This window comes from Aerococcus viridans, assembly GCF_002871935.1.
GTDB lineage: Bacteria > Bacillota > Bacilli > Lactobacillales > Aerococcaceae > Aerococcus > Aerococcus viridans_B.
Genome location: NZ_PNHQ01000008.1, coordinates 76036 through 94162, shown reverse-complemented (window position 1 = coordinate 94162; position 18127 = coordinate 76036). Strand labels below are relative to the sequence as shown.

General features: G+C 37.8%; 16 protein-coding genes, 1 pseudogene and 1 other annotated feature. Of the genes and pseudogenes, 13 read left to right on the top strand and 4 right to left on the bottom strand.

Annotated features, from left to right (window positions below; all coding sequences use genetic code 11):
- Positions 1–211 precede the first annotated feature (211 nt).
- Genes CJ191_RS04660 through CJ191_RS04650 form a run of 3 tightly spaced genes read right to left on the bottom strand, consistent with a single transcriptional unit; the run spans position 212 to position 4623 of the window.
- Positions 212–1549, bottom strand: coding sequence for a GntP family permease (locus tag CJ191_RS04660; RefSeq protein WP_070468469.1), 1338 nt, complete (start codon positions 1547–1549; stop codon positions 212–214).
- 12 nt (positions 1550–1561) lie between these two features.
- Entirely contained in the window at positions 1562–3994 is a 2433-nt protein-coding gene (locus tag CJ191_RS04655) for a flavocytochrome c (protein WP_070468468.1), read from the bottom strand.
- Positions 3995–4011: 17 nt separating this feature from the next.
- Positions 4012–4623 (bottom strand): NADPH-dependent FMN reductase, encoded by a 612-nt coding sequence (locus CJ191_RS04650; RefSeq protein WP_070468466.1) that lies wholly within the window; start codon positions 4621–4623, stop codon positions 4012–4014.
- A gap of 661 nt (positions 4624–5284) precedes the next feature.
- Between CJ191_RS04650 and nusG the strand changes: the two genes are divergently transcribed.
- Complete coding sequence (gene nusG, locus CJ191_RS04645) at positions 5285–5839, top strand: transcription termination/antitermination protein NusG (protein ID WP_070468464.1); 555 nt, start codon at positions 5285–5287, stop codon at positions 5837–5839.
- A gap of 135 nt (positions 5840–5974) precedes the next feature.
- Here the strand turns inward: nusG and phoU are convergent, their stop codons facing one another.
- Positions 5975–6643 (bottom strand): phosphate signaling complex protein PhoU, encoded by a 669-nt coding sequence (gene phoU / locus CJ191_RS04640; protein ID WP_070468462.1) that lies wholly within the window; start codon positions 6641–6643, stop codon positions 5975–5977.
- A 266-nt stretch (positions 6644–6909) separates the two neighbouring features.
- Between phoU and rplK the strand changes: the two genes are divergently transcribed.
- The 12 genes and pseudogenes from rplK (at position 6910) to CJ191_RS04575 (ending at position 18116) form a co-directional block, all read left to right on the top strand.
- The gene (gene rplK / locus CJ191_RS04635) at positions 6910–7335 is read left to right on the top strand and encodes a 50S ribosomal protein L11 (protein WP_070468460.1); all 426 of its coding nucleotides are present in this window, start codon (positions 6910–6912) and stop codon (positions 7333–7335) included.
- 99 nt (positions 7336–7434) lie between these two features.
- The gene (gene rplA, locus CJ191_RS04630; protein ID WP_070468458.1) at positions 7435–8124 is read left to right on the top strand and encodes a 50S ribosomal protein L1; all 690 of its coding nucleotides are present in this window, start codon (positions 7435–7437) and stop codon (positions 8122–8124) included.
- Positions 8125–8178: 54 nt separating this feature from the next.
- Positions 8179–8316 (top strand) — a sequence feature (ribosomal protein L10 leader region).
- A 31-nt stretch (positions 8317–8347) separates the two neighbouring features.
- Entirely contained in the window at positions 8348–8851 is a 504-nt protein-coding gene (gene rplJ, locus CJ191_RS04625) for a 50S ribosomal protein L10 (protein ID WP_070468456.1), read from the top strand.
- A 56-nt stretch (positions 8852–8907) separates the two neighbouring features.
- Positions 8908–9276: a 50S ribosomal protein L7/L12 gene (gene rplL / locus CJ191_RS04620; protein WP_070468454.1), complete on the top strand. Its 369-nt coding sequence runs from the start codon at positions 8908–8910 to the stop codon at positions 9274–9276.
- 239 nt (positions 9277–9515) lie between these two features.
- Positions 9516–10451, top strand: a complete 936-nt coding sequence (locus CJ191_RS04615) for a metal ABC transporter solute-binding protein, Zn/Mn family (RefSeq protein WP_102199116.1) — start codon at positions 9516–9518, stop codon at positions 10449–10451.
- Between the two features lie 43 nt (positions 10452–10494).
- Positions 10495–11232 (top strand): metal ABC transporter ATP-binding protein, encoded by a 738-nt coding sequence (locus tag CJ191_RS04610; RefSeq protein ID WP_102199115.1) that lies wholly within the window; start codon positions 10495–10497, stop codon positions 11230–11232.
- Positions 11168–12130: a metal ABC transporter permease gene (locus CJ191_RS04605; RefSeq protein WP_246819059.1), complete on the top strand. Its 963-nt coding sequence runs from the start codon at positions 11168–11170 to the stop codon at positions 12128–12130. Before CJ191_RS04610 ends, CJ191_RS04605 begins: the two co-directional genes overlap by 65 nt.
- On the top strand, positions 12130–12987 hold the full coding sequence (locus tag CJ191_RS04600) for a metal ABC transporter permease (protein ID WP_102199114.1): 858 nt from the start codon (positions 12130–12132) through the stop codon (positions 12985–12987). Before CJ191_RS04605 ends, CJ191_RS04600 begins: the two co-directional genes overlap by 1 nt.
- Positions 12988–13142: 155 nt before the next feature.
- A complete protein-coding gene (locus tag CJ191_RS04595) occupies positions 13143–13763 on the top strand; it encodes a class I SAM-dependent methyltransferase (protein WP_070468444.1) in 621 nt (206 codons plus the stop codon).
- Positions 13764–14049: 286 nt separating this feature from the next.
- A complete protein-coding gene (locus CJ191_RS04590) occupies positions 14050–15315 on the top strand; it encodes a quaternary amine ABC transporter ATP-binding protein (protein WP_070468442.1) in 1266 nt (421 codons plus the stop codon).
- Positions 15308–17084 (top strand): annotated as a pseudogene (locus CJ191_RS09265) (ABC transporter permease/substrate binding protein). The gene CJ191_RS04590 and the pseudogene CJ191_RS09265 overlap by 8 nt, the downstream one beginning before the upstream one ends.
- A 162-nt stretch (positions 17085–17246) precedes the next feature.
- Positions 17247–18116 (top strand): glycine betaine ABC transporter substrate-binding protein, encoded by an 870-nt coding sequence (locus tag CJ191_RS04575; protein WP_102199112.1) that lies wholly within the window; start codon positions 17247–17249, stop codon positions 18114–18116.
- Positions 18117–18127 lie beyond the last annotated feature (11 nt).

Below are 18127 nucleotides of genomic sequence, written 5' to 3'. Positions count from 1 at the left end.
TAATAGGTGAATAGGTCATGAATTTTCCTTCTTTCAAGTATATTGTGGTGATTTACTTTATTTTAGGATTTCATGGCCTTTTTGTATATCCAAAAATAGTGCTGGCGGAAATTCCTAAGAATTTCCCACCAACACTATTTATCATAGAACCTAAAAAAATAGGATTGATCACTTGAATTAAAAGGATCAATCCTATTGATTAAAATCAACATTAATATAGTAGTTGTGCTGCTAATATTACGGTAATTAAGCTGATGATAAAGCCTACGTTACTTAAAATGCAGGCATGAATAAAGCCGTGTTTGAAGTTCAAACCACTAACGGCATTAAAGGTAATCACAGCTCCTGATTGTGGGATAAAGGTTAAAGCACCACCGGCAATTACAGCGACTCTGTGCACAACCTCTGCTGGAATCCCCATTGAAACATAGGTTTCACCTAATTGTGTGATCACAGTACTAATAGCCCCAGTAGCCCCCATTACAGGTGATAATAATGCAGTAATAACCCCAAGACTCACAAGGGCTGGACCAGGCATACGTAGTAAAAAGTTTTTAACACTTTCAAACGCAGGCGCAGTTGTTAATACAGCACCGAAAGCTACAGCACTAGCGGCACCGAATGCTGAACCAACAGCCCCAGTAGCACCATCATTCAATACCCCAGTATGATCATCAATATAGCCATTAAATAACACGGCACATAGACAGATTGTCAGTGCTAGTGCAATTAAGATAATATTTTCCACTTTACTAAAGATGAAGATCACAGCAATTAGAATCACTAATGGCATGATGCTCAATGTAAAACCTGGTAGCTTTTTATGATCAGTCATTTCTTCTTCTTTAGCGGCTTGAATCTTAGATTCATCATTTTCAAGGTAAGAATAGAAGTTTTCATTTCGCTGAATACTACGATTAAGTACGAAGTGCATATACCAAGTACCGAAAATAAACATGGTTGCAAATCCTATGATACCTAATAAAGGCGCTGCCATTAGATTTGTTCCTAGAACAGTTGTTGGCACAGCGTTTTGTATAGAAGGTGTCCCAGGAAGCATAGACATGGTAAATGTACCAGCACCAAAGAATAGTGGTAAGGATACTAATGACCAGTTGATATCTAATTCTTTGAAGATAGGGCGTGCTAGTGGGATGAGTGTAAAGAAAACAACGAATAAACTAATACCACCGTAAGTTAGGATAGCACCAATAAGTGTTAACGCCATTAATACTTTAAAAGGGTTTTCAGTCCCAACACGCTTGAGTAAAGAGGCAGCAATTGATTTGGTTGCGCCACTTCGGTCCATATACTGTCCAAGGATAGCCCCAAGTAAAAAGATACCGAAATTTTTAATTAAGAAATTGGCTAGACCACTCATATATGAATTCTCGGGGCCAACTAAAGCCCCAAAGATATTCATTTGATTGGCTAAAATAATGATTAACGCACTCAGTGGTGCGGCAATAATCATCTTTAAACCTCTAAAGGATAAAGTAATCACTGCAATAATCGCAAGTAATAAACCTATTAAACCTAAAATATACATGCTTTCACCTCATTAATTTGCAGTTTCTGTAGCTGCTTGATGACCAGCTAAGCGTCCAAAAATAAAGATGTCAGCAAGTGCATTTCCGCCTAAACGATTTCCAGCGTGAATACCACCAGCCACTTCACCAGCAGCATATAACCCTTTTATCGTATGACCTTTAGTATCCATTACTTGGGTCTTACTGTTAATTTTTAATCCACCCATAGTGTGGTGAGTAGCAGGGCTACGTGGTGTAGCGTAGAATGGTGCAACCTCCACCTTATGGTTAAAGGATGATTTATGGAATTCTGGATCATAGCCTTCTTCAACGTATGAGTTGTATTTTTCAATAGTATCAACAAAAATTTCTGGATCGATATCTATTTGTTTCGCTAAATCTTCTAATGTATCTGCCTTAAAGCACGCTTTATTTTTAATATCATTTTCTAGTTTTTCATCTGTAGAATTGAAACGTGTTTTAGCAATTTCTGCATCAGAAATATTATAAATAACGCCACCTTGTTCAAATAAGGCATTCGCAAGTACGTCACGAGATGCGTATTCATCAACAAACCGTTTTCCTTCCTTGTTTACAAAAACAAAATCTGTTGGTGGGCAGTCGATACCGCTAAAGATATTTCCGGTGATTGGGTCTGCACTTGGCATTAATTGAACAAATTCCATACCTACTACGTCTGCATCAACCGATTGTCCCATTAAGATACCATCCCCAGTTAAGGCAGGAGAGTTTGTGGTTGGGATATTATCTGGTAGGCTTTTCCAGTAGTTGTCGTATTGTTTGATGAGTTTGATATTTGCACCGTAACCACCTGTTGCTAGTACAACACCTTTCTTCACACGAATACGAATAGGTTGTTTATCTTTACCCGTAGCATTGATGCCAATGATCTGACCATCTTCTATCATGAAAGAATCCGCCTTAGTTTCTGTGAGAACTTGACCATTATTCGCTTCTATATATTGTAGTAATGGATTAATAAATCCAAACCCTTCAGCTTCTTTCGGTTCACGTGCCCGTCGCCAAGTAGCTCCAACTGGTTCGGTTACATAAGATTCATCGAATTCGACACCTTTCTCTTTCAACCAGTTGATTGTTTCTACAGCGTGTTCGGCTAAATAATGAACAAGTTTAGCGTCTCCATAGATCTTGTTGCCATCTTTATCTTGGCGATAACCACCGAAGTAGGTTTGGATGGTATGCAAGTTTACAGAGTCAAATAAGTAGTTTTCACCTTTGTTCTCAATATCATCAAAGTATTGGTCAAGCTCAGCTTTCAATTCATTGAAATAACCCCGATACTCCTCAGGTAAATCGTTACTATCATATGCATATAGTTTTTTTAATGACTCTAATTCCCCTTTAATAGCTGGGAATTGTCGTTGCCATTCAGGGTCGGCTGCATTTATTTGTCCACCAGTACGGGTTGTATTACCACCAATAACTGGGAATTTTTCAAGTACTGCAACAGAAGCACCCTCATCTAAAGCTGCTGCTGCAGCTGCTAGACCAGCACCACCGGAACCAATAACAACTACATCCATATCCATCTCAATAGGTGATTTAGACTGATTTACTTGTGCGTTTTTAGGTCTTTTACGTAATAGGTTAGAATCAAAACCAGCTTGGTCAGCAGCATCTGCCACACCATCAATCACACCGTTAGATGTTAGGGATGCACCAGAGATAGTATCAACATTTAGTGTTTGACCTTCGATAATTTCTTCTGGAATACGTTTAAACACTAAATCAGCAATACCTTCTGTTTCGCCACTTGAATCAATATCAATAGATTCAATTCTATTCTCTGAGAAACGAACAACCATTGGTAAATCACCGTTGTGTCCAACAGCAGTTACATGATATTCACCAGGCTTAAAGTTTAATTCTTCGGGAATACTTAAAATTGTGGCCACTTGTGTAAACCGCTTGAATTTTTTGAAGCAACTCTCTAAGAATTTAACAGTTCGTTCATCCTTAAGGTTATTATCTTCATCAAAAGCAGTGTGTGCTTGTCCTAATAAAAACTCACTACCAGGCATAACGATTGCATTTACACCGGGTGCATCAAGAATTTGACGTAGGTGCAGTTGTGAACGAGATGAACCTTGAACAGAATAAGATGCGCCCACAATCATGACGGGTTTATCTTCAAGTGGATGAATTTTAAAAGATAACCATTCGATAACACTTTTTAGTGCTGAAGGGATAGAGTGGTTATGTTCAGGTGTTCCAATAATGACCCCATCTGCATCTTGAATCTTTTGTGCTATATCTTGAATCGCAGGGTGATTTGTTTGGTCATCCGTTTCATTAAACATAGGTACTGTATCAATTTCGATTATTTCAATTTCATCTTCTGTAAAATGCTTTGCCATAAAATTTAAAAGTAAGCGATTGTAAGAAGTTTTAGCATTAGTACCAACAATACCGACAAATTTCATATATATAATTTCCTTTCTTAATCTATAATGTCCTTCCATGAAAATTCATGACGACGTAAAGTTTGATGGTCATGGGAAGCGATGAGTTGCTGATTAATTTTGACGAATTGTAAGAATTCAGTAAATAGTTCTTCTAATTCTGTCACTTTGTCTTCGTAAACGAGCTGTCCCTCTTCGTTGAAGGCATCACCAGAATGACTTAATAAGTACTCAGAACTTGGCATAATACGCGCTTTAATTTCTGGAGAGTCTAAAATTTGACGTAGATGTATTTGGGCTCTGGAAGAACCTAAGCTTCCTAATGAAGCACCAGTAATCATTACAGGCTTATTGATAAAAGGTTGGTATGAATAAGACATCCACTCTAATACAGATTTTAACTGTGCTGGAATAGAGTGGTCATATTCAGGCGTACTAATAATGACCCCATCAGATTCTTCAATCTTTTTAGCGAGTTGCGTTACAGCTTGCGGAGCCGGTGTATCTTTAGGCTCATTGAAAGCTGGTATATCAGCAATTTCTACTACTTCGATATTTGCTTGATCTGCAAAGTGTTTTGCTATAAATTGCAATAGTTTTCTATTTGTAGAACGGCTTGAATTGGTGCCTACAATAGCAATAAAATTCATCTAAATATGCCCCTTTATATTGATATAAATATTTTTTTTAGCTGCTAATATGCTGAGATATTAGGCGGGTCACTTTTATAAGCATCGCCAATCAATATCCATCATCTTAACAATAGTTTCATTATGTTCATCTAACTAATGAGAAATACAAAAGACCGTATCCCCCCTCAAGATAAAAACGTTTCCAACGAACGATTATAGGATAACGCTAAGTGACTTCATTCACAATATCAGTTTTTTGTTTAAAAAACATATTTATGAAATTAAATTTTATTAGGTAAAATTTGTATGCTTTATGATTGTTATATTTTAGGTAAAACGGCTATGTAATCGTGATAAATATTTTTTTAGACGTCATAGGAATTTGAAGTTTTATCATTTTTACTCATGTGATTTTAATCACTAAAACAAAATGTTAAGGATGGTTTAGGATAAAGAGGATCTTAAATTATGATTTTGCAATAAGAAAACTAGCGGATTATTATATATATGGATGGGTGGCTTATCTATTTTTAATGAAAAGTCGTTATGGCAGACGCTTACTTGTTGTGTTATAATGGGCCTCGAATAAAGCGAAGAGAAAACCTTTCATACGAGGAAGGTTTTTTAATTTGCCTTGAAGTTGATCAGTTATCAATGTATTAAGAAAAGGAGTATATCGATGGTACAAGAAATCGAAATTGGTAAAGAGTGGTATGTAATCCATACTTACGCAGGATATGAAAATAAAGTTAAACAAAACTTGGAAATGCGTATTACTTCAATGAACATGGAAGATTATATTTATCGCGTAATCGTACCTGAAGAAGAGCATGTGGAAAAAACCAAATCAGGTAAAGAGAAGATTGTTAAAGTTAAAAATTTCCCTGGCTATGTATTAGTTGAAATGATCATGTCAGATGAAGCATGGTTTGTTGTTCGTAATACGCCAGGTGTTACTGGTTTCTTAGGTTCTCATGGTCAAGGTTCAAAACCAACCCCTTTATTACCGGATGAAGTTCGTAACATCTTAGCTAGCCTTGGTGAAGGTGGCCGTAACCGTGATATTTCATTTGAAATTGATGAAGTAGTTAAGGTTATTGATGGTGCTTTTGATGGTATGGAAGGCCGCGTTCAAGAAATCGACGCAGAACACGGCAAGTTGAAACTTACTGTAGAAATGTTTGGACGTGAAACATTAGCAGAAGTAGACTACGACCAAGTAGATAAATTCTAAAACATTTAAAAAAGATGCGGATGACCATAGAAAATGATCAACCGCATCTTTTTATCTTGTATTCAATTCAAAATGATTCCTAGAGTCAAGAAGACGCATTTCTATTGTTGACTCTTTTCTATCATAACATACACATTAATCGTTTAAGTTTACTATGTTAGCATCTTCAGTATAGATAACACGTTCGCATAAGTTTGTGGCATAATCTGCGATACGTTCGATATCATGTAAGATTGCGATGATAGCTGAACCTGTTTTAACTGTTTCTGGTTGTTTCTCCATAATAACGAGCGCTTGGTCTACAAGTTCTCTAAAAGCTGAATCTACTTCGTCATCAATGTCAGCAATTTCTTTAGCGCGCTCAACGTTGTGTTGGCTAAAGGCGTCGATTGCTTGACCTAGCATATTTTTCGCTAGTTCACCGACCGCGAATAGGTCATCCATGATTGGATCGAATGGTGCTAGATTATCAATTTGTAGGATACCTTTAGCGATTGAAGTCGCATGGTCAGCGACGCGCTCTAGGTCGGAACTTGAAGCAAATACAGACAGAATCATTCGCAAGTCGGTCCCAATGGGTTGTTGACGAGCGATTATACGCATGACATAGCGTTCGATTTCTTTTTCTAGGTGGTTGATTTCAATATCGCTATCGATCACAGATTGTGCTTCAACGTGATTATTAGTCTTTAGCGCTTGATAAGCGCGTTCTAACATAGCTGCTGTACCAAATCCGAGCTTAGCGTGCATACCCTCCAAAGTCTTTAGCTGGTCATCGTAAAATTTTCTTACTGGACGTTCCATCATCATCACTCCTTTGCGATGTACTTTTCTTTACTAAGGAGTCAGTTTACCATATTTTACCAATCTTGTCATCTAGTAAATATTGTAAAATAGGCGATGTAACCCTTTACAAAGTGTTTGTATAATATATAACATATTTTCCAAAAAAACTCTTGCAATGATGAAGGATATATGGTTTAATAGATTACTGTGTGTAGACACATGTAGTGGGAGGAGAAATCTTAACTCCATTAAACCACAACGCGAAAAACAAGGAGGAATGTTTCGTGGCTAAAAAAGTACAACAAATCGTTAAATTACAAATTGAAGCTGGTAAAGCAAGTCCAGCTCCGCCAGTAGGTCCTGCATTAGGTCAAGCTGGTGTGAACATCATGGGATTCACTAAAGAATTCAATGCACGTACACAAGATCAAATGGGTATGATTATCCCTGTAGTGATCACTGTATTCGAAGATCGTTCATTTACATTTATTACTAAAACACCACCAGCTGCAGTATTATTGAAAAAAGCTGCCGGCGTTGATAAAGGTTCTGGCGAACCTAACAAAAATAAAGTCGCTACCGTAACTCGCGACCAAGTTCGTGAAATTGCAGAAACAAAAATGGAAGACTTGAACGCTGCAGATGTAGAAGCTGCTATGCGTATGGTTGAAGGTACTGCACGTTCAATGGGCTTTAAAGTAGAAGGCTAATTGTCAGACTGTATTACAAGAAACTCATACGCCACAAATCACTAGTGATTTGTGAGTGGGAGGATTATCCGCTAAAACCACATAGGAGGAATATATATAATGGCTAAACAAACTAAAAACCAAAAAGCTATTTTCGAAAAAATTGAAAAAAATAAAAAATATGCTTTAACAGAAGCAATTGAATTATTAAAAGAAGTAGACTACGCTAAATTTGATGGATCAGTTGAAGTTGCATACCGTTTAGGTATCGATACTAAGAAAAATGACCAACAAATCCGTGGTGCTATGGTATTACCTAACGGTACTGGTAAAGACCAAACTGTATTGGTATTTGCTAAAGGTGAAAAAGCACAAGAAGCTAAAGATGCTGGTGCTGACTACGTTGGTGACGACGAGTTCATCCAAAAAATCCAAGGTGGCTGGTTTGACTTCGACGTGATCGTGGCAACTCCAGATATGATGGGTCAAATTGGTCGTTTAGGTCGTGTATTAGGTCCTAAAGGCTTAATGCCAAACCCTAAAACTGGTACTGTAACACAAGATGTTACTAAAGCAGTTCAAGACATCAAAGCTGGTCAAGTAGCTTACCGTGCTGATAGCGCTGGTAACTTACACTTACCTGTTGGTAAAGTATCATTTACTACAGATGCATTAGCTGAAAACGTAAAAGCTGTTCAAGAAATGGTTTTACGTGTTAAACCTGCATCTTCTAAAGGTACTTATATCAAGAACTTAGTGATTACATCTACAATGGGTCCTGGTATCCAAATTGATGTTTCATCAATCTAAGATTAAATAAAAATAATACTTGACCCACTTATACTATTTTGGTAGTATGAGTGAGGTTATTTATATAGCTTACCGAAGACAGTTGGTGGCCTTGCCTTAATTTTACCAACCGAGGGAGATACGTCGTTCACTACTAGATAGTGAGCTTTATCCTCTATGTCTTCAGTGACATAGAGTTTTTTTATTAAAAAACTCTAAGAAAATCAGTGGAGGTGAAATATAAGTGAGTGAACAAGCAATTGCTAAAAAACAACAAGAAGTAAACGAAGTCGTTGAGAAAATGAACGCTGCGAATTCTTTAGTTGTGGTTGACTACTTAGGATTATCAGTAGGAGAAGTGACTGAATTACGTAAACAATTACGTGAAGCAGGCGTTGAGTTTAAAGTTATCAAAAACACAATCATGCGTCGTGCTTTAGATTCTCAAGACTTTGACTATCATGAAGAAGTTTTCCAAGGCCCTACAGCTGTTGCGTTTGGTATGGAAGACGCAGTTGCCCCAGCTAAGATTCTTTCAGATTTTGCTAAAAAAGCAGAAGCATTAGAACTTAAAGGTGGTATCTTAGAAGGTAAAATACTTTCTAAAGAAGAAATTCAACAAATTGCGAAATTGCCAAACCGCGAAGGTCTACTTTCAATGCTATTATCAGTATTGCAAGCTCCTGTCCGCAACGTGGCATATGCTGTCAAAGCTGTTGCAGATGCAAAAGAAGAAGACGCAGCGTAATTTATTATCAATTTAATCATACAAAACAAACTATTTAAAAACGGAGGAATTTTATAATGGCTTTAAACATTGAACAAATTATTGCTGATTTAAAAGAATCAACAATTTTAGAATTAGCTGACTTAGTATCAGCAATTGAAGAAGAATTTGGCGTATCTGCTGCTGCTCCTGTAGCTGCTGCTGGTGCTGCTGCTGGTGAAGCTGCTGAAGAGAAAACTGAATTTGACGTAGAATTAACTTCTGCTGGTTCAGCTAAGATCAAAGTAATCAAGGCTGTACGTGAAGCTACTGGTTTAGGCTTGAAAGAAGCTAAAGCATTAGTAGACGGCGCTCCAGCGGTTGTTAAAGAAGCATTACCTGCTGAAGAAGCAGAAGCTTTAAAAGCTGCTATCGAAGAAGCTGGCGGTACTGCAGAAGTAAAATAATCTTTAATAGATTATCTTATAATGAAGATAGAGAAGTTCGGATATTCCGAACTTCTCTTTTTTTATATTTTTAGCCATATTCTAGTTTAGAGTATGGCTTTTTATTTTTACAGAAATAATGACATAAATTAGACTGGACTTTTTCTTAGTTTTAGGTTAAGCTAAAAATATAATTATATTAAGCCAAGGGGAGAACGGCAAGATACCCCTTAAATCTAAAAAAGGAGCGAGCAAATTAAATGAAGAAAATTTGGCAAATATTAAGTGTAATGGCTGTGGCACTTGTTTTAGGCGCTTGTGCAGGCAAGGGAGAGTCAGCAACTGATGTAAGTGATACTACTGATGATAAACCTTTGGTAACAGTATCTACTTCTTTTTTACGGGATATGGTTGAAGAATTGGCTGGCGACCAAGTGACGATTGAAACGATTATTCCAGCTGGAGAGGATCCCCATGGTTATCTTGCACGTCCTGAGGATTTGAAGAAAATTCAGGAGGCTGATTTAGTTTTATACCATGGTTTGCATTTGGAGGCACAAATGGTTAAGGCCTTGGAAACAACTGGAGTTGCGGTAACTAAAGATTTTACCGATGAAGATTTAATGATGGTTGATCAAGATGGGGAAAGTGAAGTCGATCCGCACTTCTGGTTTGATATATCACTATATCAAAAGGCCGTTGATACAGTAGCTGATGAGTTGGTGAAGCTAACTGATGATGAATCTATTAGTGATAAGGCATCTGCTTATAAGGATGAATTAACAGCGTTAGATACATGGGCTCAAGCTGAGATTGAATCGATTCCTGAAGAACAACGTTACCTGATCACCCCGCATGATGCCTTTAACTATTTCTCAAACCGTTATGGTATAGGTGTAGTGGCACCACAAGGGATTTCAACACAATCTGAGGCTTCCAATGCAGATATTTCAGCCATTGCGAACTTTATTGTAGAAAATCAAGTACCTGCAATTTTTGCAGAATCAACTACAGACCCAGCGCGTATGCAACGTATCCAAGAGGCGGTAAGTGCTAAAGGAAGTGAAGTAGCGGTTGTTTCAGGTGATGGACAAGAGTTGTTCTCTGACTCACTTGCGAGTGAAGGTCAAGAAGGCGATAACTATATTGATATGTTTAAACATAATGTGAACTTGATTGTGTCTAACCTTAAATAAGATAGCGTGTGTTGAATGAAGTGATGAGAGGATGATAGATGAGATGTCAGCAATGATTAATGTAGAGGATTTGGCCATGTCTTATGATGACCAATTAGTATTAGAAGATATCAACTTAGCAATTCCAGCTAATTCAAAGACGGCAATTATTGGGCCCAATGGTGCTGGTAAGTCTACTTTGTTAAATTGTATGCTTGATTTTTTGAAGCCACTAAAAGGAAAGGTAACCTTTAACGGTAAAATATATAAAGACTATTATAAGATGATAGCCTATGTGCCGCAATCATCTTCAGTAAATTGGGATTTTCCAACTACTGTTTTAGATGTGGTTTTAATGGGGCGATATGTATATCAAGGTTTCTTCAAAAAGGCTAGCCAATCAGATAAAGATAGGGCGCTTGAAGCTTTAGCTAGCGTGAATATGACCGACTATGCAGATCGTCAAATTGCGCAACTTTCTGGGGGACAAAGGCAACGGGTTTTCTTAGCCCGTGCTATCTGTCAAGATGCAGATATTTACTTTTTAGATGAACCAATGAAGGGTATTGATATCAAAACAGAAAAACTATTCAAAGAAATTATTAACCAATTTCAACGTGATGGTAAAACCATTGTCATCGTCCATCATGATTTGGCTACTGTTCGCGAATATTTTGACCATGTGATTTTGTTGAATAGGACGATTATTGGCCAAGGCCCGGTAGAAGAGACCTTTAATGAAAGCAATATTAGCATGGCTTACGATCAAAGGATTGGTGAAATTTATGGACATATTCACTGATTTCTCCTTTCAAATTGTTTTACTTGGAACGGTTGTCCTAGCAATGGCTTCTGGAGTTGTGGGTACCGTCACTGTGTTAAGAGGACAAAGTTTAATTGGAGACGCGATTGGCCATGCTACTTTTTCTGGTATAGTGATCGCTTTTATGCTCTTTCAGTCAAAGAATACCCTAATCCTTACACTAGGGGCTTTAATCGCAGGGATGGTAGCTTTTTATTTTATTGAGTTGATTCATAAGCATTCCTTTATAAGCTTGAACTCAGCCCTAGCTTTAGTCTTATCTTCCTTCTTTGGATTAGGTATGACTTTGAAGTCGTATATCCAGGGAAACCCACAGTTTACTGACGCATCGCAAGCGGGACTGCAACACTATATATTTGGTCAGGCAGCCTTTTTATTGAAATCAGATGTGTGGTTAATTATCTTTGCTTCTTTAATTGCTTTAACCATCTTGATCATCTGTTATCAACAAATTAAAATTTTTGTTTTTGATCCAAATTATGCTCAGGCAATTGGTATTCGGGCGAATATCTTGAATTGGTTCATTCTATTAATGGCGATTGTGATGATTGTTGTAGGTCTTAAAGCGGTTGGTGCCATATTGATCTCTAATATGTTGATAACGCCTGCTATTACTGGCTTACAATGGTCAAAACGATTCCCGGTGGTCTTGCTGGTAGCTGCACTATCAGGCGGTATATCAGCTGGTATAGGCACTTACTTGTCCTCCATAATTCCTAATCTGCCTACTGGTCCGGTGATTATTGTTGTGATGTCTATTGTATCCTTACTGTCTGTTATTTTAGGACCGAGAGGGTATGTGATGACCTACTTCAGAAAGAGACGGTATCTATCTGGTCATCGAGGCGATGGAATAGATGCAGAGGAGGTGGCATAATGGGCGCTTTATCAATTGTAATGGTCACCGCTGTTTCCTGTGCTTTACTTGGTGTGTTCCTTATTTTGAAGGATATGGCAATGGTTGCCGATGCCTTGTCTCATACAGTTTTACTAGGAATTGTACTTGGTTATTTTATCGCTGGTGATTTAGATTCACCTATTCTATTTGTGGGGGCCTCCCTCTTTGGGGTCGTGACCGTCTATGCCATTGAATATGTCGTCAATAAGTTCGCCATTCAAAATGATGCAGCGACTGGATTGGTCTTTACTTTACTTTTTGCTATTGGTATTATCTTGATTTCTAAGTATGCACGAGATGTTCATTTAGATGTTGATGTGGTCTTGAGCGGGGAGGTTATATTTGCTGCTTTAAATACAAGGAATATTTTGGGTTTTGAAGTGCCAATTTCCTTTGTTGATATGTTTGTGCTGTTGTTAATCAACATTACCTTTGTAGCAATGACTTATCAACAACTAAAAGTGAGTATTTTTGACCCCGTATATGCGAAATCAATCGGTGTAGCAGTAGGCTTGCTGAACCTAGCCCTTATGACTTTAGTATCTATTACTACGGTTGTGGCTTTTGATACAGTCGGTGCGATCTTGGTGATTTCATTAATGGTCGCCCCTGCCTTGAGTGCGCATTTATTATCAAAACGATTAATGACGATGTTGTTAGTTGCTGTTTTGTATGGCGTGATCAATAGTTTAATTGGTTATTATGTGGCGATTTGCTTTAATGTATCGATTTCTGGTACTATCGCATTTACCGCCTTTGTGACCTTCCTATTAACCTTTTTATTTGCACCGAATGGTCTAATAGGTAAACGAATGAAATATCATGCACACAGGTGAATAATGAATGTATCTATCTATCAAACGTCTTATGTGCCTTTAGGATTAGCATAAGGCGTTTTTGTATCTATACTAGATTTCCTTAAACTTAGCTACTTGTGCTAGGGACAGTCAACCTATAAAATGAAGGTAACGATATAGAACGGAGGGTGTTCATGAAAGAGAGTCATCAGTACTTCGAGAATAATGAAGATCTTGGACACGATTTTAAGCAATACGATACCGTAATTTTTGAGCGAGATTTTACCTTCAAAACAGACTCAGGTGTTTTTTCTAGGGATAATTTAGATTTTGGGACACGTGTCATGTTGGAGGCGTTAGATCTAGATCATTTAGCACCGGGCGACTTACTTGATTTAGGGGCGGGCTATGGTCCTGTTGGTGTAATTATGGGAACGATGTTACCGGATCGGACTATTTATGGGGTAGATATCTCAGAGCGGGCAATTGGTCTAGCTAAAGAGAATGCAGCTTATAACAAGGTAGCGAATGTTGCTTTTTCAGTATCGAATGCTTATGAAGCGATTGAAAAAAGAGATTTCGGGGTTATCCTGACCAATCCACCTGTCCGCGCTGGTAAAGAAGTAGTACATCATTTTATGAGTGAAGCCATACATTATCTAAAGCCAGGTGGCGAACTTTACGTTGTTTTACAGAAGAAACAAGGGGCACCTTCAGCTATGAAAAAAATGGCAGAGGTATTTGGCAATGTAGAGGAAATTGAGCGACGTAAAGGTTACTGGATTTTAAAGAGCGTAAAAGAAAAGGAATCATAATTTAAGATAAGCGTTACATCCTCTGGGTGTAATGCTTTTTTATACCTAAAAATAATATTTTAGATAGAACAATGATTGTACTTTTTTGAGTTTGTGAATTAAAGCCCTTCCATATTTAGTCTAAAGGAGGTATAGGAATTTAATATAAAATGATTTATTCTCTAAAAACCTGTCAAATCAACCTTTTTAGGAAGCCTTTTTTGAAAACTTTGTCTGTAAATGGTACGGTAAAATGGTGAGTTTCGTTGTATTTTGTAATAAAGTGTCAAAATAAAGGAGGATTATGATGACAACCGCAGTAAAAATTGAAAATTTAACAAAAATTTACGGGAGTCGCTCTCAGACAGAGAAAGCGAAAAAATTATTAAATGAAGGAAAGTCTAAAGAGGAAATCGTACAACAAACAGGTGCAACAGTTGGGGTTGACAATGCCAGTCTAGATATCAAACAAGGTGAAACATTTGTGATCATGGGATTATCTGGTTCAGGTAAATCAACTATGCTACGCATGATCAATCGTTTGATCGAACCAACAGCGGGTAACATCACTATCTTAGGTGATGACGTGACAGGTGCTAATAAAGAAGAACTACGTGAAATCAGACGTAAAAAGGTAAGTATGGTATTCCAAAGCTTCGCCTTATTCCCACATAAAACAATTCTTGAAAATACAGAATTCGGGTTGGAGATTCAAGGCGTCGGCAAAGAAGAACGCCAAAAAGCTGCTGAAAAAGCACTTGAAAACTCAGGGTTATTAACATTCAAAGACCAGTATCCAAATCAATTATCAGGTGGTATGCAACAACGTGTAGGTCTTGCGCGTGCCTTAGCAAATGATCCAGAAATTTTACTAATGGATGAAGCCTTCTCAGCGCTTGACCCATTAATTCGTCGCGACATGCAAGATGAATTGGTTGATTTACAAGAACGCGTAAATAAAACCATCGTATTCATTACCCATGACTTGGATGAAGCCTTAAGAATTGGTGACCGTATTGCTTTAATGAAAGACGGAGAAGTTGTTCAAGTAGGTACTGGTGAAGAAATTTTAACTAACCCAGCCAATGACTATGTTGAACGTTTCGTAGAAAGTGTTGATCGTTCTAAAGTCCTTACAGCTGAACACGCAATGACGCGCCCTAAAGTCTTACTAAATGTTGAGCGCCACGGTGCTAGAATGGCCTTACACCGTATGGAAGAAGAGGACTACACTTTCCTAATGGTGGTAAACAACAAACGTGAATTATTAGGTTATGTTCGTGATACGGATGTTGCGAAAATGATCAAAAACAATCAAAACAAAGAATACTTATCTGTTGAATCTATTATTCGTACAGACCACCCAACAGTTCACCCAGAAACATCTATTAATGAAATTTATGATGTAATGGGGAATGCGTTTATGCCAATTTCAGTAGTAGATGAAGAAAACCATTTGTTGGGTCTAATTAGCTCTAAGATGGTCATCAATAGTTTAGCGCATGATACTGACAATGGTGATAACGGAGAAGATACAACAAAAGTAGAAGAGGAGGAAGAATTGAATGTTTAATTTAGCGATGTATCCAATTCCACAACTGCCAGTTGCGGATTGGGTTGAAGCAGCAACAAACTGGTTAACCATCACATTATCAGGTCTTTTTGGTGCCATCCAAAACGGTGGTACGGCCTTTATGAACGGTATTACCAACTTACTATTATTAATTCCGCCATTTGCTTTCATTTTAATAGTAGCAGTGATTGCTTACTTTGCTAGTAAGAAACAATTATCACTATCAGCCTTTGCATTAGTTGGTTTAGGGTATATCTTAAACCAAGGTTTATGGTCAGAATTAATGAATACAGTAACATTGGTACTTGTATCTAGTGTGATTTCAATTATTATTGGTGTACCTTTAGGAATTTGGTCAGCGAAAAATAAAACTGTCCACAATATCTTGAAACCTATTCTAGATTTCATGCAGACAATGCCAGCCTTTGTATACTTGATTCCAGCCGTTGCTTTCTTTGGTATTGGTATCGTACCAGGTACCTTTGCGTCAGTTATCTTTGCGTTACCACCAACAGTACGATTCACTGAACTAGGTATTAAACAAATTTCTACTGAGTTAGTAGAAGCAGCAGATGCCTTTGGTTCAACTGGTAAACAAAAATTATTCAAAGTGGAATTACCTTTAGCTAAATCTACTATCATGGCTGGTGTAAACCAAACAGTTATGCTTGCGTTATCTATGGTTGTTACAGCGTCAATGATTGGTGCGCCTGGTCTAGGTCGTCAAGTCTTAACCGCTCTACAACGTGCATCAGTAGGTTCAGGATTTGTGTCAGGTCTAGCAATTGTTATCTTAGCAATCTTGATTGACCGCTTAACAAACCGTTTAACATCTGATAAAAATAGCTAGTTTAAAGAAAGGAGAATCCATTTTGAAGAAAAAACTTAAGGGTATCTGGATTGCAGTCGTTGCAATCTTAGGATTAATTCTTACTTTCGGAAGCGCTGATGCTTACAAAACCAACGTCTTTAATCTTGTTTCTGGTGAAAGCAAAGGCAATATTACCTTGTCTTACGTAACTTGGGATACTGAAATTGCTTCTACAAATGTAATCGCAGAGGTTTTACGTCAAGCAGGCTATACGGTAGAAACGACGCCATTAGATAATGCCATTATGTGGTCATCAGTTGCAACAAATGAAGCGGATGCGATGGTTGGTGCTTGGTTACCAAATACACATGCACCACAGTATGAACAATATGGTGACCAAATGGAAGATTTAGGTCCGAACCTAGAAGGTGCAATCACAGGATTAACAGTACCAACTTATATGGAAGATGTACAGTCAATCGAAGATCTTAGTGATGAAGCAAACCAAACGATTACAGGTATTGAGCCTGGTGCTGGTGTAGTCGCAGCTGCTGAAGATGCAGTTGGTACTTATAGTAACTTACAAGGTTGGACTGTACAAACATCATCTTCAGGTGCGATGACAACTGAACTTGGTACATCTATTGCCAATGAAGAAGATATCGTTATTACTGGATGGTCTCCACACTGGATGTTCCAAGAGTATGACTTGAAGTACTTAGAAGATCCAAAAGGTGTCTTTGGTGAAGGAGAAACAATCAACACAATGGTTCGTCAAGGGCTACAAGATGATATGCCAGAAGCTTACCAGATTTTAGATAATTTCTATTGGGAAGTCGCAGATATGGAATCTGTAATGGCAGAAATCAATAAAGGAGCAGATCCACAAACTGCAGCCCAAGCTTGGATTGAAGAGAACCAAGAAACAGTTGATCAATGGTTAGCTGTTGAAGAATAATTAAATAAAAGCTTTGACACAATACTATTCATAACATTTAATGAATAATAACGTCTCAACAAGCTTATAACAGGAGTGAGGCACTATTAGCCCCTCCTGTTTTTTATAAAAGTAAGTCGTCGAATATTGCCACTAAAGAAGATTATTTTCGGGAGTGTAAAAATGTTTAAGAAAATTAGTTTAGGCGTAGCAATTATTGTTGGGTTATTATTTACCTTTGGCAGTGAAGATTCGTATAAAACAACTGTAGGCTCAAGTGCTGGGGGTCAAACAGTGAATCTAGCAACTGTGAATTGGGAATCTGAAATAGCCTCAACAACTGTTTTAGCGCAAGTGCTTGAAGAAGCAGGATTTAATGTACAAATCACAACAGTAGACCCAGCCGTTATGTGGAGTTCCGTTGCTGAAGGGCAAGCAGATGCTATGGTTGGTGGTTGGGTGCCAGTTACGCACCAAGCCTATGCGGATGAATATGGTGACTCAATGGTTGATTTAGGTGCTAACTTAGAAGGAGCTATGTCTTCATTAACCGTTCCAGCCCATATGGAAGATGTCAATTCAATTGAAGATCTTACGGATGAAGATGGCGCCACTATAACAGCGATAGAGCCAGGGGCAGGTGTTTCGGTTAATGCCCAAAATGCTGTTAAAGAGTATGATAACCTATCTGGTTGGAACGTCTCTGTTAGTTCAACAGGTGCTATGATTGCTGAATTAGAACAAGCAATTAATAATGAAGAGGAAATAGTTGTTACCGGTTGGAAACCACACTGGATGTTTATGGATTATGACCTTAAAATGCTTGAAGATCCAAATAATGTCTTTGGTGGCTCTGAGGAAATACATTCATATGTACGAGAAGGTTTCAAGGAAGACAATCCAGAAGCTTATAAAATTATTGATAACTTCTACTGGGAAGTTGAAGATATGTCTTCTGTTATGGAAGAGTTAGCAACAGATGTAGAGCCAGAAGAAGCAGCAGATAATTGGATTGAAGCTAATCGTGAAACGGTTGATGGTTGGTTAGAATAAAATTTCTTCTA